The sequence below is a fragment of the Streptomyces sp. NBC_00569 genome (assembly GCF_036345255.1).
Lineage (GTDB): Bacteria > Actinomycetota > Actinomycetes > Streptomycetales > Streptomycetaceae > Streptomyces.
Genome location: NZ_CP107783.1, coordinates 3,138,940 through 3,158,037 on the forward strand (window position 1 = coordinate 3,138,940; position 19,098 = coordinate 3,158,037).

Annotated in this window: 16 protein-coding genes; 3 read left to right on the plus strand and 13 right to left on the minus strand. The window is 73.9% G+C overall.

The window, feature by feature from the left end; all coding sequences use genetic code 11:
* Positions 1–117 precede the first annotated feature (117 nt).
* From OHO83_RS14060 to OHO83_RS14090, 7 genes are all read right to left on the minus strand, one after another.
* Positions 118–450: a nucleotide pyrophosphohydrolase gene (locus OHO83_RS14060; RefSeq protein WP_227297874.1), complete on the minus strand. Its 333-nt coding sequence runs from the start codon at positions 448–450 to the stop codon at positions 118–120.
* A complete protein-coding gene (locus tag OHO83_RS14065) occupies positions 447–1,604 on the minus strand; it encodes an AAA family ATPase (protein WP_330279563.1) in 1,158 nt (385 codons plus the stop codon). The genes OHO83_RS14060 and OHO83_RS14065 overlap by 4 nt, the downstream gene beginning before the upstream one ends.
* 278 nt (positions 1,605–1,882) lie before the next feature.
* Positions 1,883–2,269 carry a cell division protein SepF gene (locus OHO83_RS14070; RefSeq protein WP_266675000.1) on the minus strand — a complete coding sequence of 129 codons (387 nt, stop codon included), beginning with the start codon at positions 2,267–2,269 and terminating at the stop codon, positions 1,883–1,885.
* A 139-nt stretch (positions 2,270–2,408) separates the two neighbouring features.
* Complete coding sequence (locus OHO83_RS14075) at positions 2,409–3,746, minus strand: ABC transporter permease (RefSeq protein WP_330279564.1); 1,338 nt, start codon at positions 3,744–3,746, stop codon at positions 2,409–2,411.
* 3 nt (positions 3,747–3,749) lie between these two features.
* Positions 3,750–4,550 (minus strand): ABC transporter ATP-binding protein, encoded by an 801-nt coding sequence (locus OHO83_RS14080; RefSeq protein WP_330279565.1) that lies wholly within the window; start codon positions 4,548–4,550, stop codon positions 3,750–3,752.
* A 152-nt stretch (positions 4,551–4,702) separates the two neighbouring features.
* On the minus strand, positions 4,703–5,098 hold the full coding sequence (locus tag OHO83_RS14085) for a TOBE domain-containing protein (protein WP_329433727.1): 396 nt from the start codon (positions 5,096–5,098) through the stop codon (positions 4,703–4,705).
* Between the two features lie 128 nt (positions 5,099–5,226).
* Positions 5,227–6,435 (minus strand): FAD-dependent monooxygenase, encoded by a 1,209-nt coding sequence (locus OHO83_RS14090; RefSeq protein WP_330279566.1) that lies wholly within the window; start codon positions 6,433–6,435, stop codon positions 5,227–5,229.
* A gap of 288 nt (positions 6,436–6,723) precedes the next feature.
* Between OHO83_RS14090 and OHO83_RS14095 the strand changes: the two genes are divergently transcribed.
* The 3 genes from OHO83_RS14095 (at position 6,724) to OHO83_RS14105 (ending at position 9,142) form a co-directional block, all read left to right on the plus strand.
* The gene (locus OHO83_RS14095) at positions 6,724–7,710 is read left to right on the plus strand and encodes an ABC transporter ATP-binding protein (protein ID WP_266674995.1); all 987 of its coding nucleotides are present in this window, start codon (positions 6,724–6,726) and stop codon (positions 7,708–7,710) included.
* Entirely contained in the window at positions 7,707–8,519 is an 813-nt protein-coding gene (locus OHO83_RS14100) for an ABC transporter permease (RefSeq protein ID WP_266674994.1), read from the plus strand. Before OHO83_RS14095 ends, OHO83_RS14100 begins: the two co-directional genes overlap by 4 nt.
* 95 nt (positions 8,520–8,614) lie before the next feature.
* Positions 8,615–9,142, plus strand: a complete 528-nt coding sequence (locus OHO83_RS14105; RefSeq protein WP_330279567.1) for a YceI family protein — start codon at positions 8,615–8,617, stop codon at positions 9,140–9,142.
* A gap of 71 nt (positions 9,143–9,213) precedes the next feature.
* Here OHO83_RS14105 and OHO83_RS14110 read toward each other — a convergent pair whose 3' ends face one another.
* Genes OHO83_RS14110 through OHO83_RS14135 form a run of 6 tightly spaced genes read right to left on the minus strand, consistent with a single transcriptional unit; the run spans position 9,214 to position 18,930 of the window.
* Positions 9,214–10,104, minus strand: a complete 891-nt coding sequence (locus OHO83_RS14110) for a thiopeptide-type bacteriocin biosynthesis protein (protein ID WP_329433729.1) — start codon at positions 10,102–10,104, stop codon at positions 9,214–9,216.
* Positions 10,105–10,136: 32 nt separating this feature from the next.
* Positions 10,137–11,639, minus strand: coding sequence for a nitroreductase family protein (locus tag OHO83_RS14115; RefSeq protein WP_330279568.1), 1,503 nt, complete (start codon positions 11,637–11,639; stop codon positions 10,137–10,139).
* Entirely contained in the window at positions 11,636–13,573 is a 1,938-nt protein-coding gene (locus OHO83_RS14120) for a TOMM precursor leader peptide-binding protein (RefSeq protein WP_330279569.1), read from the minus strand. The genes OHO83_RS14115 and OHO83_RS14120 overlap by 4 nt, the downstream gene beginning before the upstream one ends.
* Positions 13,563–15,212, minus strand: a complete 1,650-nt coding sequence (locus tag OHO83_RS14125; RefSeq protein WP_266674989.1) for a hypothetical protein — start codon at positions 15,210–15,212, stop codon at positions 13,563–13,565. Before OHO83_RS14125 ends, OHO83_RS14120 begins: the two co-directional genes overlap by 11 nt.
* Positions 15,209–17,770: a hypothetical protein gene (locus tag OHO83_RS14130; RefSeq protein ID WP_330279570.1), complete on the minus strand. Its 2,562-nt coding sequence runs from the start codon at positions 17,768–17,770 to the stop codon at positions 15,209–15,211. The genes OHO83_RS14125 and OHO83_RS14130 overlap by 4 nt, the downstream gene beginning before the upstream one ends.
* The gene (locus OHO83_RS14135; RefSeq protein ID WP_329433737.1) at positions 17,767–18,930 is read right to left on the minus strand and encodes a hypothetical protein; all 1,164 of its coding nucleotides are present in this window, start codon (positions 18,928–18,930) and stop codon (positions 17,767–17,769) included. Before OHO83_RS14135 ends, OHO83_RS14130 begins: the two co-directional genes overlap by 4 nt.
* Between the last annotated feature and the right edge of the window lie 168 nt (positions 18,931–19,098).

Consider the following 19,098-nt stretch of genomic DNA (forward strand, 5'->3'; position numbering starts at 1 on the left):
GTCCGGGTGGCGAAAAGCCAGAGGACGACCGAAATCTGTGGACACGGAGTCCAATGTTGATAATTTCGTGACTCCATAGAGTGACAAGACCGGTCGGGCGGCTCCCTGCAGCCGGTCTCAGCCCTCCCCGGGCACCGGAAACCGGTCCTCGTTGCGGTCGATCTTCGCCGACAGGGCCGCCAGCGCGTCGATCCCGAGCACCTCGCACAGTTGCAGCAGATACGCGAGGACGTCCGCGACCTCGTCGCGCACCCGATGCGCCGTGTCCGGGTCCGTCATCACGCCGGCCGACTCCTCCGGGGTCAACCACTGGAAGATCTCGACCAGTTCGGACGCCTCCACGCTCAGCGCGGCCACCAGGTTCTTCGGCGTGTGGTACTGCTCCCAGTTCCTGGCCGCCGCGAATCGGGCCAGCCGGCGCTGCAGCCCCGCCACATCAAGTTCTGTCACGGCCCCAGGTCTACCACCGCCGCGCCGTGCTCCCGTGCCACCCACGTCCCGTCGCCGACCGCCCCCGCCAGCCGGATGTGCCCACGTCCGCACATCCGCACCGCGAGCGCCGTCAGCTCCCTCAGCTGGCGCGGGTCGAGGCTGCGGTCGAGGCCGTCAGCAAGGACGGTGAGCGTCTGGTACGCCTCGGGGACCTCCGCCGCCGTGTCGACCGCGAGCACCCGGGGGCCGGTGAGCAGGACCAGGGCGGCGAGCGCCAGGTACCTCAACTCCCCGTCCCCGAGCCGGTCGACGGGGGTGCGCAGCCCGTCGCCGCGGTCGAGCACGGCCCGTACCGTGCCGTTGCCGAGGTCCTCCGACAGGACGTCGACGACGGGTCCCGCGCAGCCGGCGCGGGCCGCGGCGACGAGCAGCGCGTGCCGGGTGCCGCACTCGGAGCGTGTGCGCCACAGGACGGCGGCGAGGTTGTCGCAGTCGCTCCGGAGACGGTCGGCGGTGGCCGGGGCGGGGCGGCGCATGCGGTCGGGCCGGGGGTCGCAGGAGAAGACGGAGCGCAGGGCGACCACGACCTGTTCGGCGGCGGCGACGACGAGCCGCTGGCCTTCCGTCCTGCCCGCGACGCGCAGCGGCAGGAGTGCCGTGCCGAGCAGGTCGTCCGGCAGGGGCGCGCGGGTCACGGAGGTCGCCCCCGCCGTGTGCCAGGCGGCCTGGACGACGTGGCGTCCGGGGTCGCGCAGGGCGGTTTCCAGGAGAGTGCGGCCGTCGCGGGTCAATCGTTCGCCGACGATGCGCAGTTCGGGCTCCGCCTGGATCGCGAGGTCGAGGCGGACCGGGCCGACGGGCCCGGTGACGGTGCAGCCGATGCGGAAGCCGCGGCGTCGCTGCGCGTCGGGCCGCGCCCGGTCGGGGACGCAGGCGGACGGGTCGGGGAACACCTCGTCGAGGGCCGCGCCGCCGCCGAGCCGGGCCAGACCTTCGTAGGCCTTCAGGGCACTGGACTTGCCGCTGCCGCTCGGCCCGGCGAAGAGGGTCAGCGGGCCGAGCGGGAAGCCGGCGCCCCGGTGCGCGGCGAAGGCGGAGAGCCGCAGTTCGGTGAGGCTCGGCCGGTTCTGGGGGGCCGGGGGTGCACCGCCGCCCCGCGCGAACAAGGTCATGTCCCGGACGGTAGGCGGCACTCCGCCCGGAGAACCGTTCTTCCGGGCGGACCTTCCTACGATCGGGGGACCCGAAGGCCCGGGCCGGGTGACTGGGGTCTGTCCGGCGGATCAGGTCGCGCTCGGGGGCCCGCGCTGATCTGTGCTGGTGAGCGGGGTCTGGCGCGTCGAGATGCAAGGCGGAGGAGGGCGACAACGCGGAGCGTTGGCAACCGACGACAACGCCGCAGGTCGGCGTGCCAGACCCCGCGCCCGCGACAAGATCCGCCGGACAGGCCCTAGGCCCGGGGAACGGCCCCCGCCACGAAGTCCTGCACCTCGGTGCCGGGAGGGGCGAGCAGGAAGACATTGCGGTCGACACGGTGCATGCCGCAGCCGAGGCCGAGGACCACGCCGCTGCTGAAGTCCAGGACGCGCTTGGCGACATCGGACTCGGCGCCGCTCAGGTCGAGCAGCACGGGGATGCCCGTCATCACGGTCTCGGCGACCTCGCGGGCGTCCGCGAACACGTTGACCCGCAGCACGACGAACCGTCGCCGCGTCTCGGTCTCCGCTTCGGGAACGGCCCTGTGGTCGACCGCCGACGGCCATGCGTTACGGCCGCGCAGAGGTACGACCTGGGCGAGCCCTTCCCATTGTTCGTCAGTGACGTCGTGGCTGTTCACTGCCCCCACCCCGTCCGGGCTCGTACTTTTGTCTGCACCCGCCATTCTTACGCCAAGTCACCCGTTCAGCCCAACAGCGACACGGTCCGCGTCCGCCGTGGTGGCGGGCGCGGACCGTGCCGGGCGGGCGGATCCGGTGTCAGGCGGCGATCGCGACGGCGTCCACGGCCTTGACGCGCAGGGTCCTGCGGGCCGTTCCCAGACTGGTCACGAACGTCGCCGTGGCCGCCGACGCCACGACCGTGAGCCAGATTCCGAGGACCTGGCCGGGCAGGGCCGAGTCGGTGCGGACGGCGGTGAAGGGGACGATTCCCGCGAGGCCCGCGACCGTGCCGAAGAACACACCCGTCACCGTGAGTACGAGGCTCTCGACCGCGACCGTCCCGAGGACCTGCCCCGGAGTGGCTCCGGCGAGGCGCTGCTGTCCGAACTCGCGGACCCGGTAGGAGGTCGCCGCGTACAGGGTGTTGACGAGCATCACGCAGGCGAAGACGACGATGATGCCGACGACCACGAAGTTGAGGGTCTCCAGGTTCTTGTCCTCGACGGACCTGGCGAGACCGGACGCCTTGATCGCGTCGTTCTCGACAGCCTGCATGGAGAGGGTGGCCGTGGCCATGCCGGTGAAGAGGATCAGCGGCATCAGGACGCCGGAGAGCTGCTCGGCACGCTGCCGCATGTTCCGTACCGTCAGATAGCCGCTCGCGCCGGTGAGTGCGGTGAGAAGGGGTTCGGCGCGGCCGAGGAGGGCGCGCAGCAGGGCCGGGGACAGGAGCGCGAAGCCGATGGAGAGCAGGATCGCGCCGTAGGCGGGCGCCGCCATGAGGGCCGCGTCGGTGGCCTTCATCGCGAAGGTGCTCAGGACACCGGCGGCGCCGCCGGCGAGCGCGCCCCAGGCCGCGAACTTCCGTGCCCTGCCGCGCCCTTGGCCCGTTCCGGCGGCGGCCCTCGTGGCGCGCCGCACCGCGAGGAACGCGGCGCCCGCGGAGGCGAGCAGGGTGACGGCGAGGCCGGACACGAGGGCGACGGGACCGAAGACGTGGTCGACGCCGTCGGCGACCTGGCCGCTGTCCTTGAACACGTCGAGCAGAGCGTGGCCGCCGAGCACGGCGGGCCCGGCGGCGAGCACCGTACCGGCGAGGGCGACGATGACGGACTCGCCGACGATCATGCGCTTGATCTGGGCGGGGGTGGCGCCGGTGTGGCGCAGGAGGGTGATCTCGTCGGTGCGTCGGCGGACGTTGACGGTCAGGGTGGAGGCGACGGCGAAGAACACGAGGAGGGTGCCGTAGCCGCCGACGACGCTCGCCGCGGTGGTGAGGGTGTCCGCGCTGACGTGATCGACGCCGGGAGCGCCCGCCGTGTCGTGCAGCGAGTTGAATGTCATGATGATCGCCGCGCCGAGGAAGGCGGACAGGAGCGTCGCGAGGAGGCGGCCGGGGCGCAGCCGGACGGAGCGCAGGGCGAGTGCGAACACGGCTCACACCCCCGCCGGCGTGGTGTCGCCGAGGTGCGCGAGGCGTTCGGCCACGGCGTCGGCGGTGGGTGCGGTCATCTCGCCCGCGAGGCGGCCGTCCGCGAGGAAGAGCACGGAGTCCGCGTACGACGCGGCGACCGGGTCGTGCGTCACCATGACGACGGTCCTGCCGTGCAGGCGCACGGCTTCCTGGAGGAGGCGCAGGACGTCGCGCGCGCTGCGGGTGTCGAGGGCGCCGGTCGGTTCGTCCGCGAAGATCACGGCGGGTTCGGTGACGAGGGCGCGGGCGATGGCGACGCGCTGGCGCTGGCCGCCGGAGAGCTGGTCGGGGCGATGGCCGAGCCGGTCGCCGAGGCCGACCTGGGTGAGGATCTCCTGGGCGCGGGCCCGGTTCACGCGGCGCCCGGCGAGCCGGAGCGGCAGAGTGGTGTTCTGGGCGACGGTCAGCGTCGGCAGCAGGTTGTACTGCTGGAAGACGAAGCCGATCCGGCGGCGGCGGAACCTGGTGAGGGCCGCCTCGGTGCCGCCCGTCATCTCCTCGCCGTCGACCATCACGATGCCGCTGTCGGGCCGGTCCAGTCCGGCCGCGCACTGCAGGAGCGTGGACTTGCCGGAGCCGGAGGGACCCATCACGGCGGTGAACGTGCCGCTCCGCAGGCTCAGGGTCACGTCGTCGAGTGCGGTCACGGCGTTCTCGGCGCCCTCCCCGGCCCCGTACGTCTTGCTGACCTTGACCAGCCGCAGGGCCTCGCCGCCGTGTCCTGCCGGTCCGCTGCCGCCCGCGCGGCCCCTGCGTCGGAACATGGTCTCTCCCCGTCCACCGTCGTCGTCACGGCGCTGTCTGCGCCATGACCACGACGTTAGGGACGGCGGCTCTCCGGCACATGGGGCGTACGGCCCGGACCTCGGGTGTCGCTACGTACACCCCCCTCGTCCGGGTACCCGGTGGGGCCGGGTCAGGTGAGGTCGATGTGTACGTTGGTCGACTTCACGCGGGCGATGGCCTGCATGCCCACTTCCAGGCCCAGCTCCTCGACGGCCTCGCGGGTCAGGAGCGAGACGAGCCGGTGCGGGCCCGCCTGGATCTCGACCTGGGCCGCCACGTCGCCGAGTTTCACGCCGGTGACGATGCCGGGGAAGGCGTTGCGCGCGGAGGTGTACGAGGCGTCCTCTCCGTCGGGTCCGGACTGGCCGACCTCGACGGAGAAGGCGGCCAGGTCCTGGCCGCGGATCAGGCGGCGGCCGCCCTCGTCGCGGTGGGTGGCGACGCGGCCCGCGTCGGCCCAGCGGCGTGCCGTGTCGGGGCTGACGCCGAGCAGACGCGCCGCCTGCCCGATGGTGTAGGACTGCATGGGCCGAACAGTAGACGGCGGCCGACGCCCCGTCACACTGTCCGCCTCCCCTCGAAAAGGCACACCTCCGAAGGCACACCACCGAAGTCACACCTTCGACGGCACACCGCCGTAGGCGCGCCCGGGAGTCACACCCCCGAAGGCACCACGCTGCGGCCCGTCTCGTGGGCGTACAGCGTCGTCCGGTCGCGCAGAGCGGCGTGCACCGCCATCTGCGCGTCGCGGCGGCGCTGGGCCGGGCCGTCGGGCAGGTGCAGCACGCCGGCGTTGCCGCGGGAGCCGCGCTGGATCTCGGCCGTGCGCGGGATGCGCAGGGACTCGTAGCGGGCGAGGCGGGTGCCGGTCGGCTCGTCGGTCGGGGCGGCGAGGCAGGCCGCCAGGTCCATCGCGTCCTCGATGGCCTGGTTGGCGCCCTGTGCCATGAACGGCAGCATCGGGTGCGCCGCGTCGCCGAGGAGCGTGATGTGGCGGCTCGACCACTGCCGCAGCGGCGGCCGGTCGTGGAGCGCCCACTGATGGGTCACCTCGACGGCCTCGACGATGTCGGAGACGAGGCCGGTCCACGAGCCGAACGCGCGGCGCAGCTCCTCCGGGTCGCCGGGCGCCGACCACGACTCGGGCGGCGCGTCCGTCATGGGGACGGTCGCGGCGAAGCTGAGGTGGCGGCCGCCGGACACCGGGTAGCAGACGAAGTGCCCGCCGGGACCGAGCCAGAGGCGCACGAGCGCGGCGCGCGCCTCGTCGGGGAGCCGGTCCACGGGGACCAGGCCCCGGTAGATGCCGAGCCCCGCGAAGACCGGCTCGTCGCGCAGGAACGTCTCGCGGACGGTCGAGTGGATGCCGTCGGCGCCGACGACGACCTCCGCCTCGCGGACGGTGCCGTCCTCGAAGGTGAGCCGGGCGCCGTCGTCGGACTCGTCGGCGCCGCGCAGGCGTTGGCCGAGCCGGAGGCTGTCCCGGTCGACCAGTGACAGCAGCGCCTCGTGCAGATGCGCACGGTGGATCGCGTAGTACGGCGCCCCGAACATCCGCTCGCAGTCCTCGCCGAGCGGGGTACGGGCGATGGGGCGGCCGGTCCAGCCGCGTACCTCCATCGCCTCGATGCGCACGGCGTGCTCGCGCAGCGCCGGGCCGAGGCCGAGACGCAGCAGCGGCCTGATCGCGTTCGGCGAGAGCTGGACGCCCGCCCCCACCTCCGCGAGGCGCCTGGTCTGCTCGAAGACCACGTACGGCAGGTCGTGCGCGGCCAGCGCGCCGGCCAGTGCCAGGCCTCCGATGCCCGCGCCGACCACAGTGATCCGCGGCCGTTCCCCTTCGCCCACTTCCCCGAACCGCACGTCTGGGACCGCCTTCCGCGTCGCTGTCTACCGGCCAGGTGCGCGGCGGTGCGAGAAGCCCGGAGTGCCGGGGTCCCGCCCTTCGCCGCTCCCAGAGCATCGGCGGCTCACGGCCCGCGCGGCAACGGCCGTCACCCCCTGACCTGACAACTGTCGCCGCTTGCGTGACGTCCGTCATCGGAACCGGGCCACGGCGGCTCAAGTGCCCCCGTCCGGGCCTAACTTCCAGGTGACAGCGACATCTGACGACGCCGGGAGGCACACAGTGACGGAAGCGGAGGGACCGCGGTGACCGCGGTGGCCGTGGAGGGCCTGCGCAAGCGCTACGGGGACCACGAGGCCGTACGCGGCGTCGACTTCACCGTCTCGGACGGGGAGATCTTCGCCCTGCTCGGACCGAACGGCGCGGGCAAGACCACCACACTGGAGATCCTCGAGGGCTTCCGCGGCCGGGACGGCGGGAGTGTCGAGGTGCTCGGGCGCGACCCGGGCAAGAAGGCGGACGGCAAGTGGCTGCGCGGGCAGATCGGGCTCGTGCTCCAGGACATCGCCGTCGAGCCGTATCTGTCGGTGCGCGAGACGATCGCGCGCAACGCCGGCTACTACCCCGCGCCCCGCGGCATCGACGAGGTCATCGACCTGGTCGGGCTCGACGAGAAGCGCGGCGCGAAGGTGAAGGACCTGTCCGGCGGGCAGAAGCGGCGGCTCGACCTGGCACTCGGCGTCGTCGGCAACCCGCAGCTCCTCTTCCTCGACGAGCCGACGACGGGCTTCGACCCGAACGCGCGGCGCGGCGCCTGGGAGGTCGTCAAGAACCTGCGGGACGCGGGCACCACCATCGTCCTGACCACGCACTACATGGACGAGGCGCAGGCGCTCGCCGACTCGGTCGCCGTGATCGCGGGCGGTGAGATCGTCGCCGCGGGCACGCCCGACACGCTGGGCGGCCGGGACAGCGCGCTGGCCCGGATCCGTTTCCTGCTGCCGCACGGCGCGGCCCTCACCGATGTGCCGCTGCAGGTGAGCGATGTGCAGGAGGGCCTGGTCACGGCGGAGTCGGACGAGCCGACGGCCGCGCTCCACCGGCTCACCGAGTGGGCGCTGCGGCGCGGCACCCCGCTGGAGCGCCTGACCGTGGAGCAGCCCACGCTCGAAGACATCTACCTGGGCCTGACCAGCAAGTACGCGGAACAGGAAGCATCCTCACCGTCCTCCGAACGCGGGCGCGGGCCGTCCTCGCGGCGAGGGCGCCGACCCGGACGGAGCCGCTCATGACCACCCTGACCCCGACCACGGCCGCCGGCGCCGGACGCACCGCGCGCACCGAGCGGAGCCCGCTGGCGCTGCTCGGCCATCAGATCCGTTACGAGCAGCTGTCGTTCTGGCGCAACCCGCAGTCGATGGTGTTCACGTTCGTGCTGCCGATCGTCATCATCGCGATCTTCGGCGCGGTGTTCAGCGGCAGCGCCGACGACAAGTTCTTCTTCGGCCTGTCCGGCATGCAGTACTACACGCCGACGATCGCCGCGGTGTCCGTACTGGGCGCCTGTTACGGGCAGTTGGCGATCGTCCTCGCGATGCGGCGGCAGACCGGGGTGCTCAAGCGGCTGCACGCGACGCCGCTGCCGGCCTGGGTCTACTTCACGGGCCTGCTCGTGCACTGCATCGTCGTGAGCGTCGTCGACGTCGCGCTCGTCATCGGTATCGGCTCGCTGTACGACGTGCCTCTGCCGACGCACTGGGGCGCGATCATGCTCACCCTCGTGCTCGGCGCGGCGAGCTTCTGCGCGCTGGGCGTGGGTGTCGCCTCGCTCATCAAGAACTCGGAGGCGGCACCCGCCGTGGTGCAGTTCATCCAGTTCCCCCTGGTGTTCATCTCGGGCAGCTACTTCCCGATCCACTCCGAGGTCCTCAACAACATCGCCGGGCTGCTCCCGGTGAAGCCGTTCAACGACGCGATGCTGGCGCCGTTCGCGCAGAACTCCGGCTACCAGTGGCGCGACCTCGCCGTTCTCGCGGCCTGGGGTGTCGTCGGCGCCCTGATCGCGGTGCGCAGCTTCCGCTGGGACCCGCGGCCGGAGTAGACCACGCGCCGTACCCCGCGCACTTCTTGGGGGCCTCCTCGGAGGCCCCCTCGGCACCTCGCCCCACCCCCCCATCCCGAAGGGAACCCCCTCGCATGTCGCTCACCGAACCGCACACGCGCCCCGGGCCGGCCGACCTCGCCGGTGCCTGGACCCTCGAACCCTCCGCCAGTTCCGTCGAGTTCACCGGCCGGCACTTTCTCCTCCTCCCGGTGACCGGGTCGATGCCGGTGCGCTCCGGCGCCGCGGAACTCGACGGGGAGGGCCGGCTCGGGCACCTCGACGTCGCGCTCGACGCGGCCGGCTTCACGACCGGGAACCCGCGCCGGGACGACGCCGTCCGCGGCCCCGCCTTCCTCGACACGCAGCACCACCCGCTCCTGCGCTTCGACGGTGAGACCCTCGCCACGGGCGAGCCCTGGACCGTCTCCGGCCTGCTGTCCGTCAAGGGCCGCGCGGTGCCGCTGGTCCTCACGGTCGACGAGGTCGTCCCGGAGGGCGCCAGCACGGTCGTGCGCGCGTCGGCGACGGTCGACCGGCACGCGTGCGGCGTGAGCGCGATGCGGGCGATGGTGGGTCCCCGGCTGCGGCTGCGGGTGACGGCGGTGTTCGTACGCGCCTGATCCGCGTGCGGCACAACACGAAGGCCCGGCCGGTGCTCTACCGGCCGGGCCTCGTCGTGCGCGCTCCCGGGTCAGGCGAGGGCGCCCTCCGTGACCGGGAAGACATGCGCCAGCCAGGCGTAGTTGCGCAGCTCCTCCAGGAGGCTCAGGCCCAGGCGGTTGTGGAGCATGTGGGCGTGTGAGAAGAGGATCATTCCGGGGTGGGTCGGGGACTTCTCCCGGATGTCGCCGGTGAGGGCGGCGAGCCTGTCGTGCCAGTGGGCGAACGGGCCGTGGGCGAGCGGGTCCACGGGCTTGGCGCCGGCGTCCCGGGTGATCGTGGTCAGCGAGTCGAGGAGCTCGTCCGGGTAGCCGGCCTCCCCGGCCCAGGCCCGCCAGGCGCCGAGGCCGTGCGCGTAGAAGTAGCCGCGTTCGGCGGTGTCACCGAGGGCTGCGGCGGCGGCCATGGTGCCGCGCAGGGCGAGCAGGGATCGCTGCGCCTGCGCGGGAGCCTTCGGTGCGAGGCGCAGGACGAGCTCGCTGGAGAGCCGGAACAGGTCCTCGGTGGCGGGCATCAGGGCGGGGCCGCCGTAGCGGTCGAACTCGGGGTCGTAGTCGGCGCGGTGGACGCCGGGCGCCAGCATGGCCCGTACGTGCCGGTCGTCGCCCTGCTCGCCCGCGGAGGCGAGCGCTCCCGCGCCTTCGAGGTAGGCGTCGGGGTCGAGCGGCTCCTCGCCGGGCCCGAGCGTTCCGGCATCGGCGAGCCGGACGCGCAGCTGCTCCTCGACACGGTCGTACGCATCCGGGTCCACGTCCCTGATCCGCAGCCGCAGATGGGGTCCTGCCTGCCAGTAGCGGATGAAGAACCAGGGTGTGCCGGGGGCGAGTTCGCCGATCGTGGGGCCGATCACGTCGGTCAGGACGCGGTCGTGCGCGGACCGGGCGGTGGTGGCGAGGTGGAGGTGCCACGAGCTCCATGTCATGAGGTCTCCCTGAGTGGTCGGGGTGCGGGCGGTCACAGCCGCAGGTCCAGAAGCGCGCCGCCCGAGTCCTGCGGGGCGCCGACGACGACGGAGAGGACGATCGTCTCGTCCGGATCGAGGCCGAGGACGCGCTGCGTGGGGATCTCCTTGAACGCGCGGACGGGCCGCGCGAAGAGGCCTGAGGCCGCCGCCGAGAGGCACAGGCCGTGGGCGGCCCAGCCGACGGCGTGCTGTGCGGCGCCCCACCCGGCCGGCCCCGAGCGGGCGAACAGGTCGCGGGGGCGCACGGAGAAGAACACGGTCATGGGCGCGTGCCGGATGCGGCAGCCGTTGACGGGCGAGACGCCGTACCCGTAGTGCTCCTCCAGGCGGGCGGGCGCTTCCGGGTCGGCGCGCAGCAGGCGGGCGCCGCCCGGGACCGCGCGGTGGACCCCGTCCTCGTGGCCGTCGACGCCCTGGACGACGGCGGTGACGTTCACCGCGTCGAAGGCCGCCGCGAGGTCGGGTCCCGGGGGCGGGACGGCGAGCCACCGCAGTACGCTGTCGAACGCCTCGGCGGGGAGCCGGGCGCGGCGGCCGCTCATGCCGTGCAGGGCGCGGGGCATGCGCCCGGAGTGCCGCTGCCACAGCAGCTCCGCCCAGTTCGGGACAGTGCGCGAGAGGGGCAGGTCCCGCGGGATCGCGCGCCCGACAGGGACGGGTGAACCGTCGTACGTCTGCTGCCGGTTGACGCGCACGAGGTCGGCGAGGGACGGGTCGCGCAGGTCGGGGATGGCGGCACGACGCCGTACGGGCAGGACCGGGGCCGGGTCGCCGACGTCGAGGGTGAGCGGCAGCGACCACTCCCATGCCGGGTCGAGCCCGAGGTCCCCGAGGAGTTCATGCCCGTCGGGCCCGGGCAGCGAGAGCCGCGCGGGTACGTCGAACAGTTCGCAGCCCACGCCCAACGCTCGCAGCACGATGCCGAGTTCGAGCGCGACCAGCGATCCCCTGAACCACTTGTAGGCGGCGGGGATCGCCGTGTAGCGGCCGGTGAGGGCGATCCGGCGCGGTGCGCCCCCGCCCGGCTCACCGGTCAGCGCGTGCCGGTCAGGGTCGAGGACACGCCACGGCGCCCCGCCGCTGCCCCCGGCCACGAAGGCGTGCACGGGGAAGAGGCAGCGCGGGGAGGCGTAGGGGCGGTGGTCGTTGTACGGGTTCTCGGGCTCGCGGCGCTGCGGGCCGAACGCGGTGATCAGCGCGCGGGCCAGGCGGTCCGGCACGTCGCGCGGCGGCGGGAGCGCGGGGTAGGGCATGGCCTCCAGCAGGTCGACGGTGCCGAGCGGGAGGGTCTCGCGCGGATCGCCCGCGCGCGGGGGCTCGGGCGGGACGTGCGTGTCCGGCGGCGGTTCCGGGGTCCAGGTCCACGGGGGCGGCTCGGGCCGGTCGGCGCCGGCGCCGTACGCGTACCAGAGGGGTTCGCGCGCGATGCTGTTGTCGCCTTCGGGGCCCGGCAGTTCCACGGGGGAACGCCGGGCCGGCGCGGGCGCGGTCACGGGAACGGGTGGGGGTCGTAGGGGGACGTCCGGTGCTCCTGGGCGGTGCCGCGCAGGGCCGCCTCCAGGCGGGGCAGGCCCGCCAGGCGCTGCTGTGCGTGGCCGAAGCACATCGGCAGGATGCCGGGGACGACCGCGCGCGCGACGTGGATGCCCGCGTCGGCGTGCTCGCGGCTCGTCTGGTCGACGAGGACGATCCGGTCGAGGCCCGCGTCGGCGAACAGGGAGCGCACGAAGTCCAGCGCGCCGCGCACATCGCCGCCCGACGCGTCGGCGAGGCGCCGCGGCCAGTCGGGGAACGCCTCGTCCGGTGTGACGCTCGGGCCGCCGAGCGCGGCCGTGGCCCGCTCGCGCGTCTCGGGGATCGAGGAGAACCGGACGTGATCCTCCAGCTCCTGGACCAGCCAGGGGTCTTCGGCCATGGCCTCGACCTGTTCCCTGGTCCAGTCGACCGGGTTGGTGACGAGCTGGGCGACCTCGCGCAGGGCGCCGCGGATCGCGGACTGCGGGTCCGCCCCGGACCCGGCCGAGGAGAACGTCGCGGGGAACGGGTGGAGGCGGTTGACGGCGAGGACCCAGACCACGGGCAGCGCGATGTCCCGCGTGGCGACCAGCAGATGGATGTCGAAGCCGCGTGCCTGGATCAGCTCGATCATGGCGCGGCTCGTCGGGTCGGTGATCGAGCTCTCCGGGATGTGGGGCAACGACACGGCCCGGTACCAGGAGGTCAGGAACGCGTCGCGCTCGGCCAGCTCGAACAGCGAGTGCAGCGCCGCCTCTTCGAGGTTCGCGCCGACGGCGCAGCCGCTGGACGACTCGTAGAAGTAGTGCTTGCGCTCGTGCGGTTCGACGGCCCTCGCGGCGCGCCGGTCCCGGCGGAACGCGTACTCGTACTGGTAGAAGGCGTGGTCGGCGGGGACCAGCAGGGCCCGCCCGTCGTCGAGGTCGTGGCCCCACACCCAGTCCATCGGGGTGTCGGCCGTGTGGGGTGTCACCCGGCTCGTCGGGTGGGCCAGCTGCTCGTCCGTGTACCGGCCGAGGGTCGCCGGGTCCACGGCGTGCTCGGCGACGTCCGTGTACGCGCGGTCCGTGAGGACCGGGATGTCGTACGGGAATCCGCCGAGCCTCTCGTACGCCTCCAGGACGGCGACCGGCTCGGTCTCGGCGAACGTCCTGGCGCGGCCGTGGCCCATCGCCGGCGCGTCCGGCACGACCGCCATGCTCATCGCGAACGGGGTGCGGGACTCGCGCAGGATGGCTCGGACCGGGCCGAAGCGGTCGTCGACGAGGCGCTCGCGCAGCAGACCGCGCTCGACGAGACGGCTGTCGCCGGACCGGGTCGGGTCGCCCGGGGAGGCCGGCCGGTTGCGCAGCGCGAGGGGCAACGGCTGCTGTCCGGAGGCGAGTTCGCCCTTCTCCGGGCCGCACAGCGGGCAGTGGAAGCTGCGGGCGACGCGGTGGCGGCGCAGGCCGCGCGCCGAGACGGCGTAGAGCTCGCCGGGGCCGACGGGCCGCCGCGCCAGATGCTCCAGGGACGCCCGGAGCAGTTCGGGCAGCAGCGCCTCGGACGGCGCTGGGCCGTCGACGGCGTGGGTGAGGTCGCCGACCAGGGGGTGGTCGACGACGGTGCGCTCGCGGACCTCTGCGCAGCCCGCGCACCCGGCATCGGTGTCCGGCGCCCACAACGGTCCGACGAGGACCTCGTCACCGTGGACGCGCACGGACAGATGCGGGCGGCCCGACTCCCTTGCCGCGTCGAGGTGTTGGCGTTCCCAGCCTAGGTCCCAGCCGCGCCGGACGGAGACGCTCACGCCGTCCGCGACGGCCGGTGCGCCGAGCCCGGCGCAGACGTCGCGCCAGATCTCGTCGTCGTACGCGTCGGGAGCGCGCCGCGCGGTGATCGTGTCCGTCGTGTCCGCCGTGTCACTGTGCATCGTGGGTCTCCCGCGTGCGTGCTGCGGCCTCGACCGGCCCGTACCAGAAGGGGATCTCGCCGAGCACCGGGTCCGCGGCGACGGCGTGGCCTATGAAGGCGCCGCCGACGGTGTCGGCGTGGGCGATGAGCTGTGCGCGCAGGGCGCCGACGGCGGCCGGATCGGCGAAGAGCAGCGCGTCCGTGGAGAGCCGGCCGGGCCGGTCCGTCTGCGCGTGGGCGACGGCCTCGCACAGGGCGGTGCGCAGCGCCTCCTGGGGGGTGGATCCCCAGCCCGCGCCGAGGAGTTCACCGGCCGCCGTGGTGACCTCGGCGAGACGCCAGTCGACGCCGGGGACGTGACGCAGCGCGAGCCGCGGCCCGCCGTCCACGAGTTGCCGGAGGGCGGACAGGATGCGCCGCCCTTCGGCGTCGGGCGTCGCGTCGGCCCCGGCGAGCTCCACCGCGCGCGGGGCCAGCAGCCGCAGCGCGCCGTCGAGCAGCCAGTGTTCCTCGGTCAGTCCCGCTGCCGCCCCCGGGACGCGGTCCCGCAGGGCGAGCAGCGCGGCGGCGACGGTCGCGGTCTCCTGGTGCGGTCCCCAGGCGACGACCGTGCCCGTCCGCTCCCCGCGCTGTTCCACGGCGCGCAGCGCGAGCGGCATCTGCGGCAGCTCCTCGTCGGCGGTGTAGGCGAACAGTCCGGTCCAGCGTCCGGCGAGGGTCACGGCCGACTCGCGCGCGTCCTCGGGTTCGGGCATCGGTGCCGAGGGGGCGTCGGTGAGGAGGGAGCCCGGCCGGCCGGGCGCGGCCGCCATGCGGGCTCCCCCGACGGTCACCCGGTCGGAGACCAGGTCCGCCCCGTGCACGACGTGGGCCTCGCCCGCGTCCGCCGTCCCTGTCAGCGTGTCGATGAGCAGCTGTCCCGCGAGGGCCCCGGCGACGGCGTCGGCCACCGGGCGCGGTACGGGCCCGTCGCCCTCGTCCGTCCAGGACAGGACCCGCTCACGGAAGGCCTCGGCGCCCTCGGGACCACCCGCGACAACGGGGCCCACGACATGAACCGTGTCGCCGAGAAGAACGGTCAAGTGGTGTGTCATTGAGGGGAGTTCGGGCCCCGCACCATCGGCTGCGGTACGGATCTCCAGTACGGCGTCAGCACCTTCGTACACGTGGTCGGACGAACCGGGCGCCTCGGCGACCGTCACCTCCCCCACTCCGGCCCGGCGCAGCCCGCGCGCCGCCGGCCCCGTCGCTTCGGGCGGGCCCGTGACGAGGACCCGGGCGGCGCGCAGGCGGGCGAACGCAGCGTACGGGTCGTCGAGTCGGGCTTCGAGGCGGGCGACGGACTCGGCGTGCGGCGCGCGCTCCTCGGCGGTCGGTTCGGGGGCGGTGAACGCGTCGGGGTCGAGCAGAAGCCCCGCGTCGCGCAGTTTGCCGACGAGGTGGCGTACGGCGGGCCGGGAGCGCTCGGTGCCGAGTTCGGCGACGAGTTCGTCCTCGGTCGCGCCGTTCTCCAGGAGGGGGACGCAGCCCTCGGCCACGGCGTGCAGGACGTCGGAGCCGCGCAGGACGACCTGGCCGCGCGTGCCGCTGAGGTAGACGCCGCCGGGCACGGGCGCGAAGTGCAGGTCCGGGCGGGCCTTGAGCCTGGCGTTCGTCATGCCTGTCCCCCTCGGTAGGTGAAGCGGCCGCCGTCGTCGCGGCCGACCTCGACGACCCACTCGGTGGCGTGCGTGCCGTCGACGACGGACGGCAGCGCCTCCTCCAGGTAGCAGCCGTCGGCGCCGCGCCGGTCGAGCATGCGCGGCAGGACGCGGGCGCTCAGGGCGCTGGTGAGGTCGACGTACTGCGGCTTCTGCTGGAGCCGCTTGGACTGCACGTCGGGGGCGCCCACCGAGAGAGGTCCCTCGTCCTCGGGCGCGTTCTTGATGACGACCTCTTCGGCGACGCCGTGCCGGGCGCGCCACGCGTTGAGCGCGAGGAGCCGGTCGTGCTCGTCGGGTCCCGTGGCGACCGCGGTGGTGAGCTCGTCGCCGCCGTACCAGCGGCGGCGCCCGATGAGGACGTCGCCGACGGCCATGCGGGGCGCGGTCCTGGTGGTGGCGCGGTCCCACGGCGTCGCCGCGTGCCAGCTGTTGGGCAGGCTGTTGAAGAGGCGGCCGCTGATGGCGAGGCCCGAGGCGACGGACAGGGGCGGCGGGAACAGGCCGGGGTGGCCCGTACCGAGCGGGAGTACGCGCAGGGGCGCGCCGTCGGCGTCCTCGACGCGCAGCGTGTCGGTGTCCGGGTCGTGCGCGAGGCGCAGCGTGAACCAGTCCTCGGGGGTGAGGCCGCCGGGCAGGATCGGCGCGTGCGCGTTGACGTTGAGACGGTGCAGGCCGAGGTCCTCGGTGACGCGGGCGCCGTCGAAGCCGTACTCCCGCTGGAGGTGTCCGGCGAGGCGGGGCAGGGCGCGGCCGCCCATGCGGCGGTCGGCGTCGAGGAAGCGGGCGTAGAGCATGCCGTGGCCCGGCAGTCCGTCGTTGAGGACGAGCCTGCCGTCGCCCTCTTGGAGGAGGACGCCGTAGATGAGGGGGTCCCGGCGGAAGCGTTCGGGCAGGGACGCGGTCAGGCCCGCCACGTCGTCGGGGCTGAGGACGAGGGTGTCGTCGCCTGCGTCGACGGTCTTGGACAGGCGGGCGTGGACGGCCTCGGTGAGCTCGCGGCGCAGCAGGTACATGCGCTCCAGGGAGCCGTCGGCGGGGCCGATGCCGGCGAGTGCGGACGGGTCGCCGGTGCCGTGCGGCCCGTACACGGCGTCCATGGCGGCGGCGCGCCGGGACACCTCGCCGACGACGAACGCGGCGTTCGCGGCGAGCGGGATGTTGGCCCCGGCGCCGAACCGTTCGACGAACGCGGCCGTCATCAGGACGCGCACGTCGTGCAGCCAGTCGAAGACGGACAGGAGCTCGACGGCCGGGCCGAGGTCGGCGAGCGGCTTGTGCCACTGCCGGGTCGCCACCTTCAGCGGCGGCATGACGTAGTCCTCCTCGACGGTGATCTGGGCGGGCCGCCCGGCGAGGTGGCTCAGCTTGCCGAGGTCGCCGCGCAACTCGGCGAGCACACCGCCCCGTTCGGGCGACGGGGCACCGGCGAGGCGGGGCAGTCCGGCGCGGATGCCTGCGGCGAGGGCGGTGGCGCGCGGGTCGTCGGGGGTGAGGAGGTCGTCGTAGTCGGCGGAGCCGTCCTCGGCCTCGTGGAAGGTGCACAGCAGGCCCTGGCCCACGGCCTGCCGTACGCGCTTGTCGGCGGCCTCGGCCGGGATGCCGGCGCGTTCGGCGACGTGGGCGACGACGGCGGGGAAGAGCCGCGGCCCCATGGACACCGCGTCGAGCAGGTCGCCGACGGGCCCGTCCAGGGGTACGGCTAGCCGGCGCATGCCCGCGTCGGTGAGCCGCAGGAAGAACAGCTTGCCGGACTCGGGGTCGGGCGCGGAGGTGGGCGGGATGCCCACCCAAAGGTCCGTGAGGTCGGCGGTGTCGGCCGCGGGGAGCCCGCCGAGCACGTAGCCGAGCATGACGCGGTCGAGCCCGGGGAAGGCGGTGGCGCCCTCGAAGGGGACGTCGCCGGGGTCGACCCCGGCCGGGTCGGGCTCCGCGATGCCCACGGCGGTGAACCGGGACAGCGGGCTGGTGCGGACCATGGCCCGGGTGACGTACTGGATGAGGCCGCGCTCGGACTTGCGGGTGCGGGCGGAGACCTTGCCGGGGCCGAGGACGGCGGCACGGTAGCGCTCGGCCTCCTGGTGGACCTCGGGTGCCACCAGGGCGAGCGAGCGCAGCAGGTCGTCGTCGCCCAGCAGGGCGGCCAGGACCGCACGTTCACGGTCGGCGGCCTCGGTGTAGCCGTCGACGACGGCGTCGCGCAGCCGCTCCCTGGCGTCCCGCGCGGCCAGCCACTCGGTGACGGCGGGCGTGGGGGCCGGCGGCTTCTTGGGTGCGCGGCCGTTGTGGATGGAGCGGCGCAGCGCGATGAGGTCGCGGCGCTCGGCGTCGTCGGCGGCGGCGCCGATGCGGTGGTACAGCTCGTCGGAGCACGCGTCGGCGGCCTGCCTCAACACCTCCTCGGCGGCGGCGAGTTCGGCGAGGGTACGGCGCTGTGCCGGGTCGGCGAGGCGGGTGCGGCGCAGCGGGTTGACGCGCAGGAACCAGAGGGACTCGGGTGTGGTCGGGCCGGTCATCGCGTGACTCCCGTCGGGTCGGCCGCCGCGCCGGCCATGCGGTCACGGCGGTCGTTGAGGCGGTCCTGCCAGGACACGCCGAGGACGTCGTCGACGGTCTCGGCGATGGCGAAGCACATGTAGTAGCGCTGCATCGGCGAGACGGTCAGAAGCGGCAGCTGCTCGTAGAAGAGGTTCGTCAGGAGGCGGAAGGCGGCGAACCAGCGGGAGGGGTCGGCGACCACTCCGGACTCGCCGACGGCGCGGTGGAAGTCGCTGTCGGGCTGGTCGCCCTGCGGGACGACGCGGGTCGCTCCGGGCGGGCCCATCTCGCTGCGGTCCACACCGTCGGTGACGGAGTCGAGCAGGTCGAGGGTGAGTGTCCCGGCGGCGACGGCGCTCTCCAGGGCGCCGGAACTGTACGCGAACGCGGTCCGCCACTCGGCGGCCCCGGCCGACACCTCGCCGGACAGACGCTGTTCGACGACGGTACGCAGCCGGGGCGCGTCCTTGGCGAGCCGGTCCTGGAAGACGGGCCTGACGTCCTTGGTGGGCGCGGCCCAGGCGAGGAACGCCTCCACGTGGGAGCGGGGCGAGAACACCCCGTAGGCGGGGCCGAGGAAGTGGGTGTCGACTAGCGCGGCGAACGCCTCGGCGAGCCGCACGGTGGCGGTGGCGGGCTCGGCCGCGATGCCCTCGATCATGCGCAGCAGGGGCTTGTTGAGAGCGCCGAGCACGACGGTGCGGAACTGGTCGAGGCGCGGCTCACGGGACGCCGTGTCGGCGGGGCCCACCCGCGAGACGGCGCCGTGCTCGTGCAGCGGCAGGTAGGGCGGCTGCACCGCTTCGAGCCGGCCGAACTCGCGGGCCTGCTCCAGGTACGCCTCCTCGGTCAGGGCGCGCGGCGGGTCGAGCGGACCGGCGTCGAGGAGGTCCGCGACCTCGGTCCAGTCGGGGCCGCCCGGCACCGCGAGGGCGAGGACGTCGACATGCGGGCCGTGCAGCCAGCCGCGCCTCAACTGGACGGCGGGAGCGCCCCGTTCGCTCAGGGCGCGGGCGACCGGCACGACGTGCCGGGCGAGCCACGCCGGTGTCACCGGCATCCGTGTGTGGAGCCGCACTCCCGTCAGGCCGGCGGAGTCCGGCTTCACGGCAGTGCGCTCCGGCGCTTCAACCCCCATGTTTTTCGCACCTTCCAGGAAATCTTCAACAGATCTTGCGGAATGTTTTGACTGGAATTCTGTGGCGGCGACTTGCGCCCGGAAAGGGAATGCGGGGCGGCCGCTTACATACGTCACCGCTTTCGTGACACGGGCGCCCGACGAGTCACGGACAGGTTGGCCGAAAAC

Excerpts from the sequence above, each read along its gene's own strand:
- OHO83_RS14065 (WP_330279563.1), bottom strand. The coding sequence starts at position 1,604 with ATGACCTTGTTCGCGCGGGGCGGCGGTGCACCCCCGGCCCCCCAGAAC.
- OHO83_RS14080 (WP_330279565.1), bottom strand. The coding sequence starts at position 4,550 with ATGTTCCGACGCAGGGGCCGCGCGGGCGGCAGCGGACCGGCAGGACAC.
- OHO83_RS14085 (WP_329433727.1), bottom strand. The coding sequence starts at position 5,098 with ATGCAGTCCTACACCATCGGGCAGGCGGCGCGTCTGCTCGGCGTCAGC.
- OHO83_RS14100 (WP_266674994.1), top strand. The coding sequence starts at position 7,707 with ATGACCACCCTGACCCCGACCACGGCCGCCGGCGCCGGACGCACCGCG.
- OHO83_RS14105 (WP_330279567.1), top strand. The coding sequence starts at position 8,615 with ATGTCGCTCACCGAACCGCACACGCGCCCCGGGCCGGCCGACCTCGCC.
- OHO83_RS14110 (WP_329433729.1), bottom strand. The coding sequence starts at position 10,104 with ATGACATGGAGCTCGTGGCACCTCCACCTCGCCACCACCGCCCGGTCC.
- OHO83_RS14120 (WP_330279569.1), bottom strand. The coding sequence starts at position 13,573 with ATGCACAGTGACACGGCGGACACGACGGACACGATCACCGCGCGGCGC.
- OHO83_RS14125 (WP_266674989.1), bottom strand. The coding sequence starts at position 15,212 with ATGACGAACGCCAGGCTCAAGGCCCGCCCGGACCTGCACTTCGCGCCC.
- OHO83_RS14130 (WP_330279570.1), bottom strand. The coding sequence starts at position 17,770 with ATGACCGGCCCGACCACACCCGAGTCCCTCTGGTTCCTGCGCGTCAAC.
- OHO83_RS14135 (WP_329433737.1), bottom strand. The coding sequence starts at position 18,930 with ATGGGGGTTGAAGCGCCGGAGCGCACTGCCGTGAAGCCGGACTCCGCC.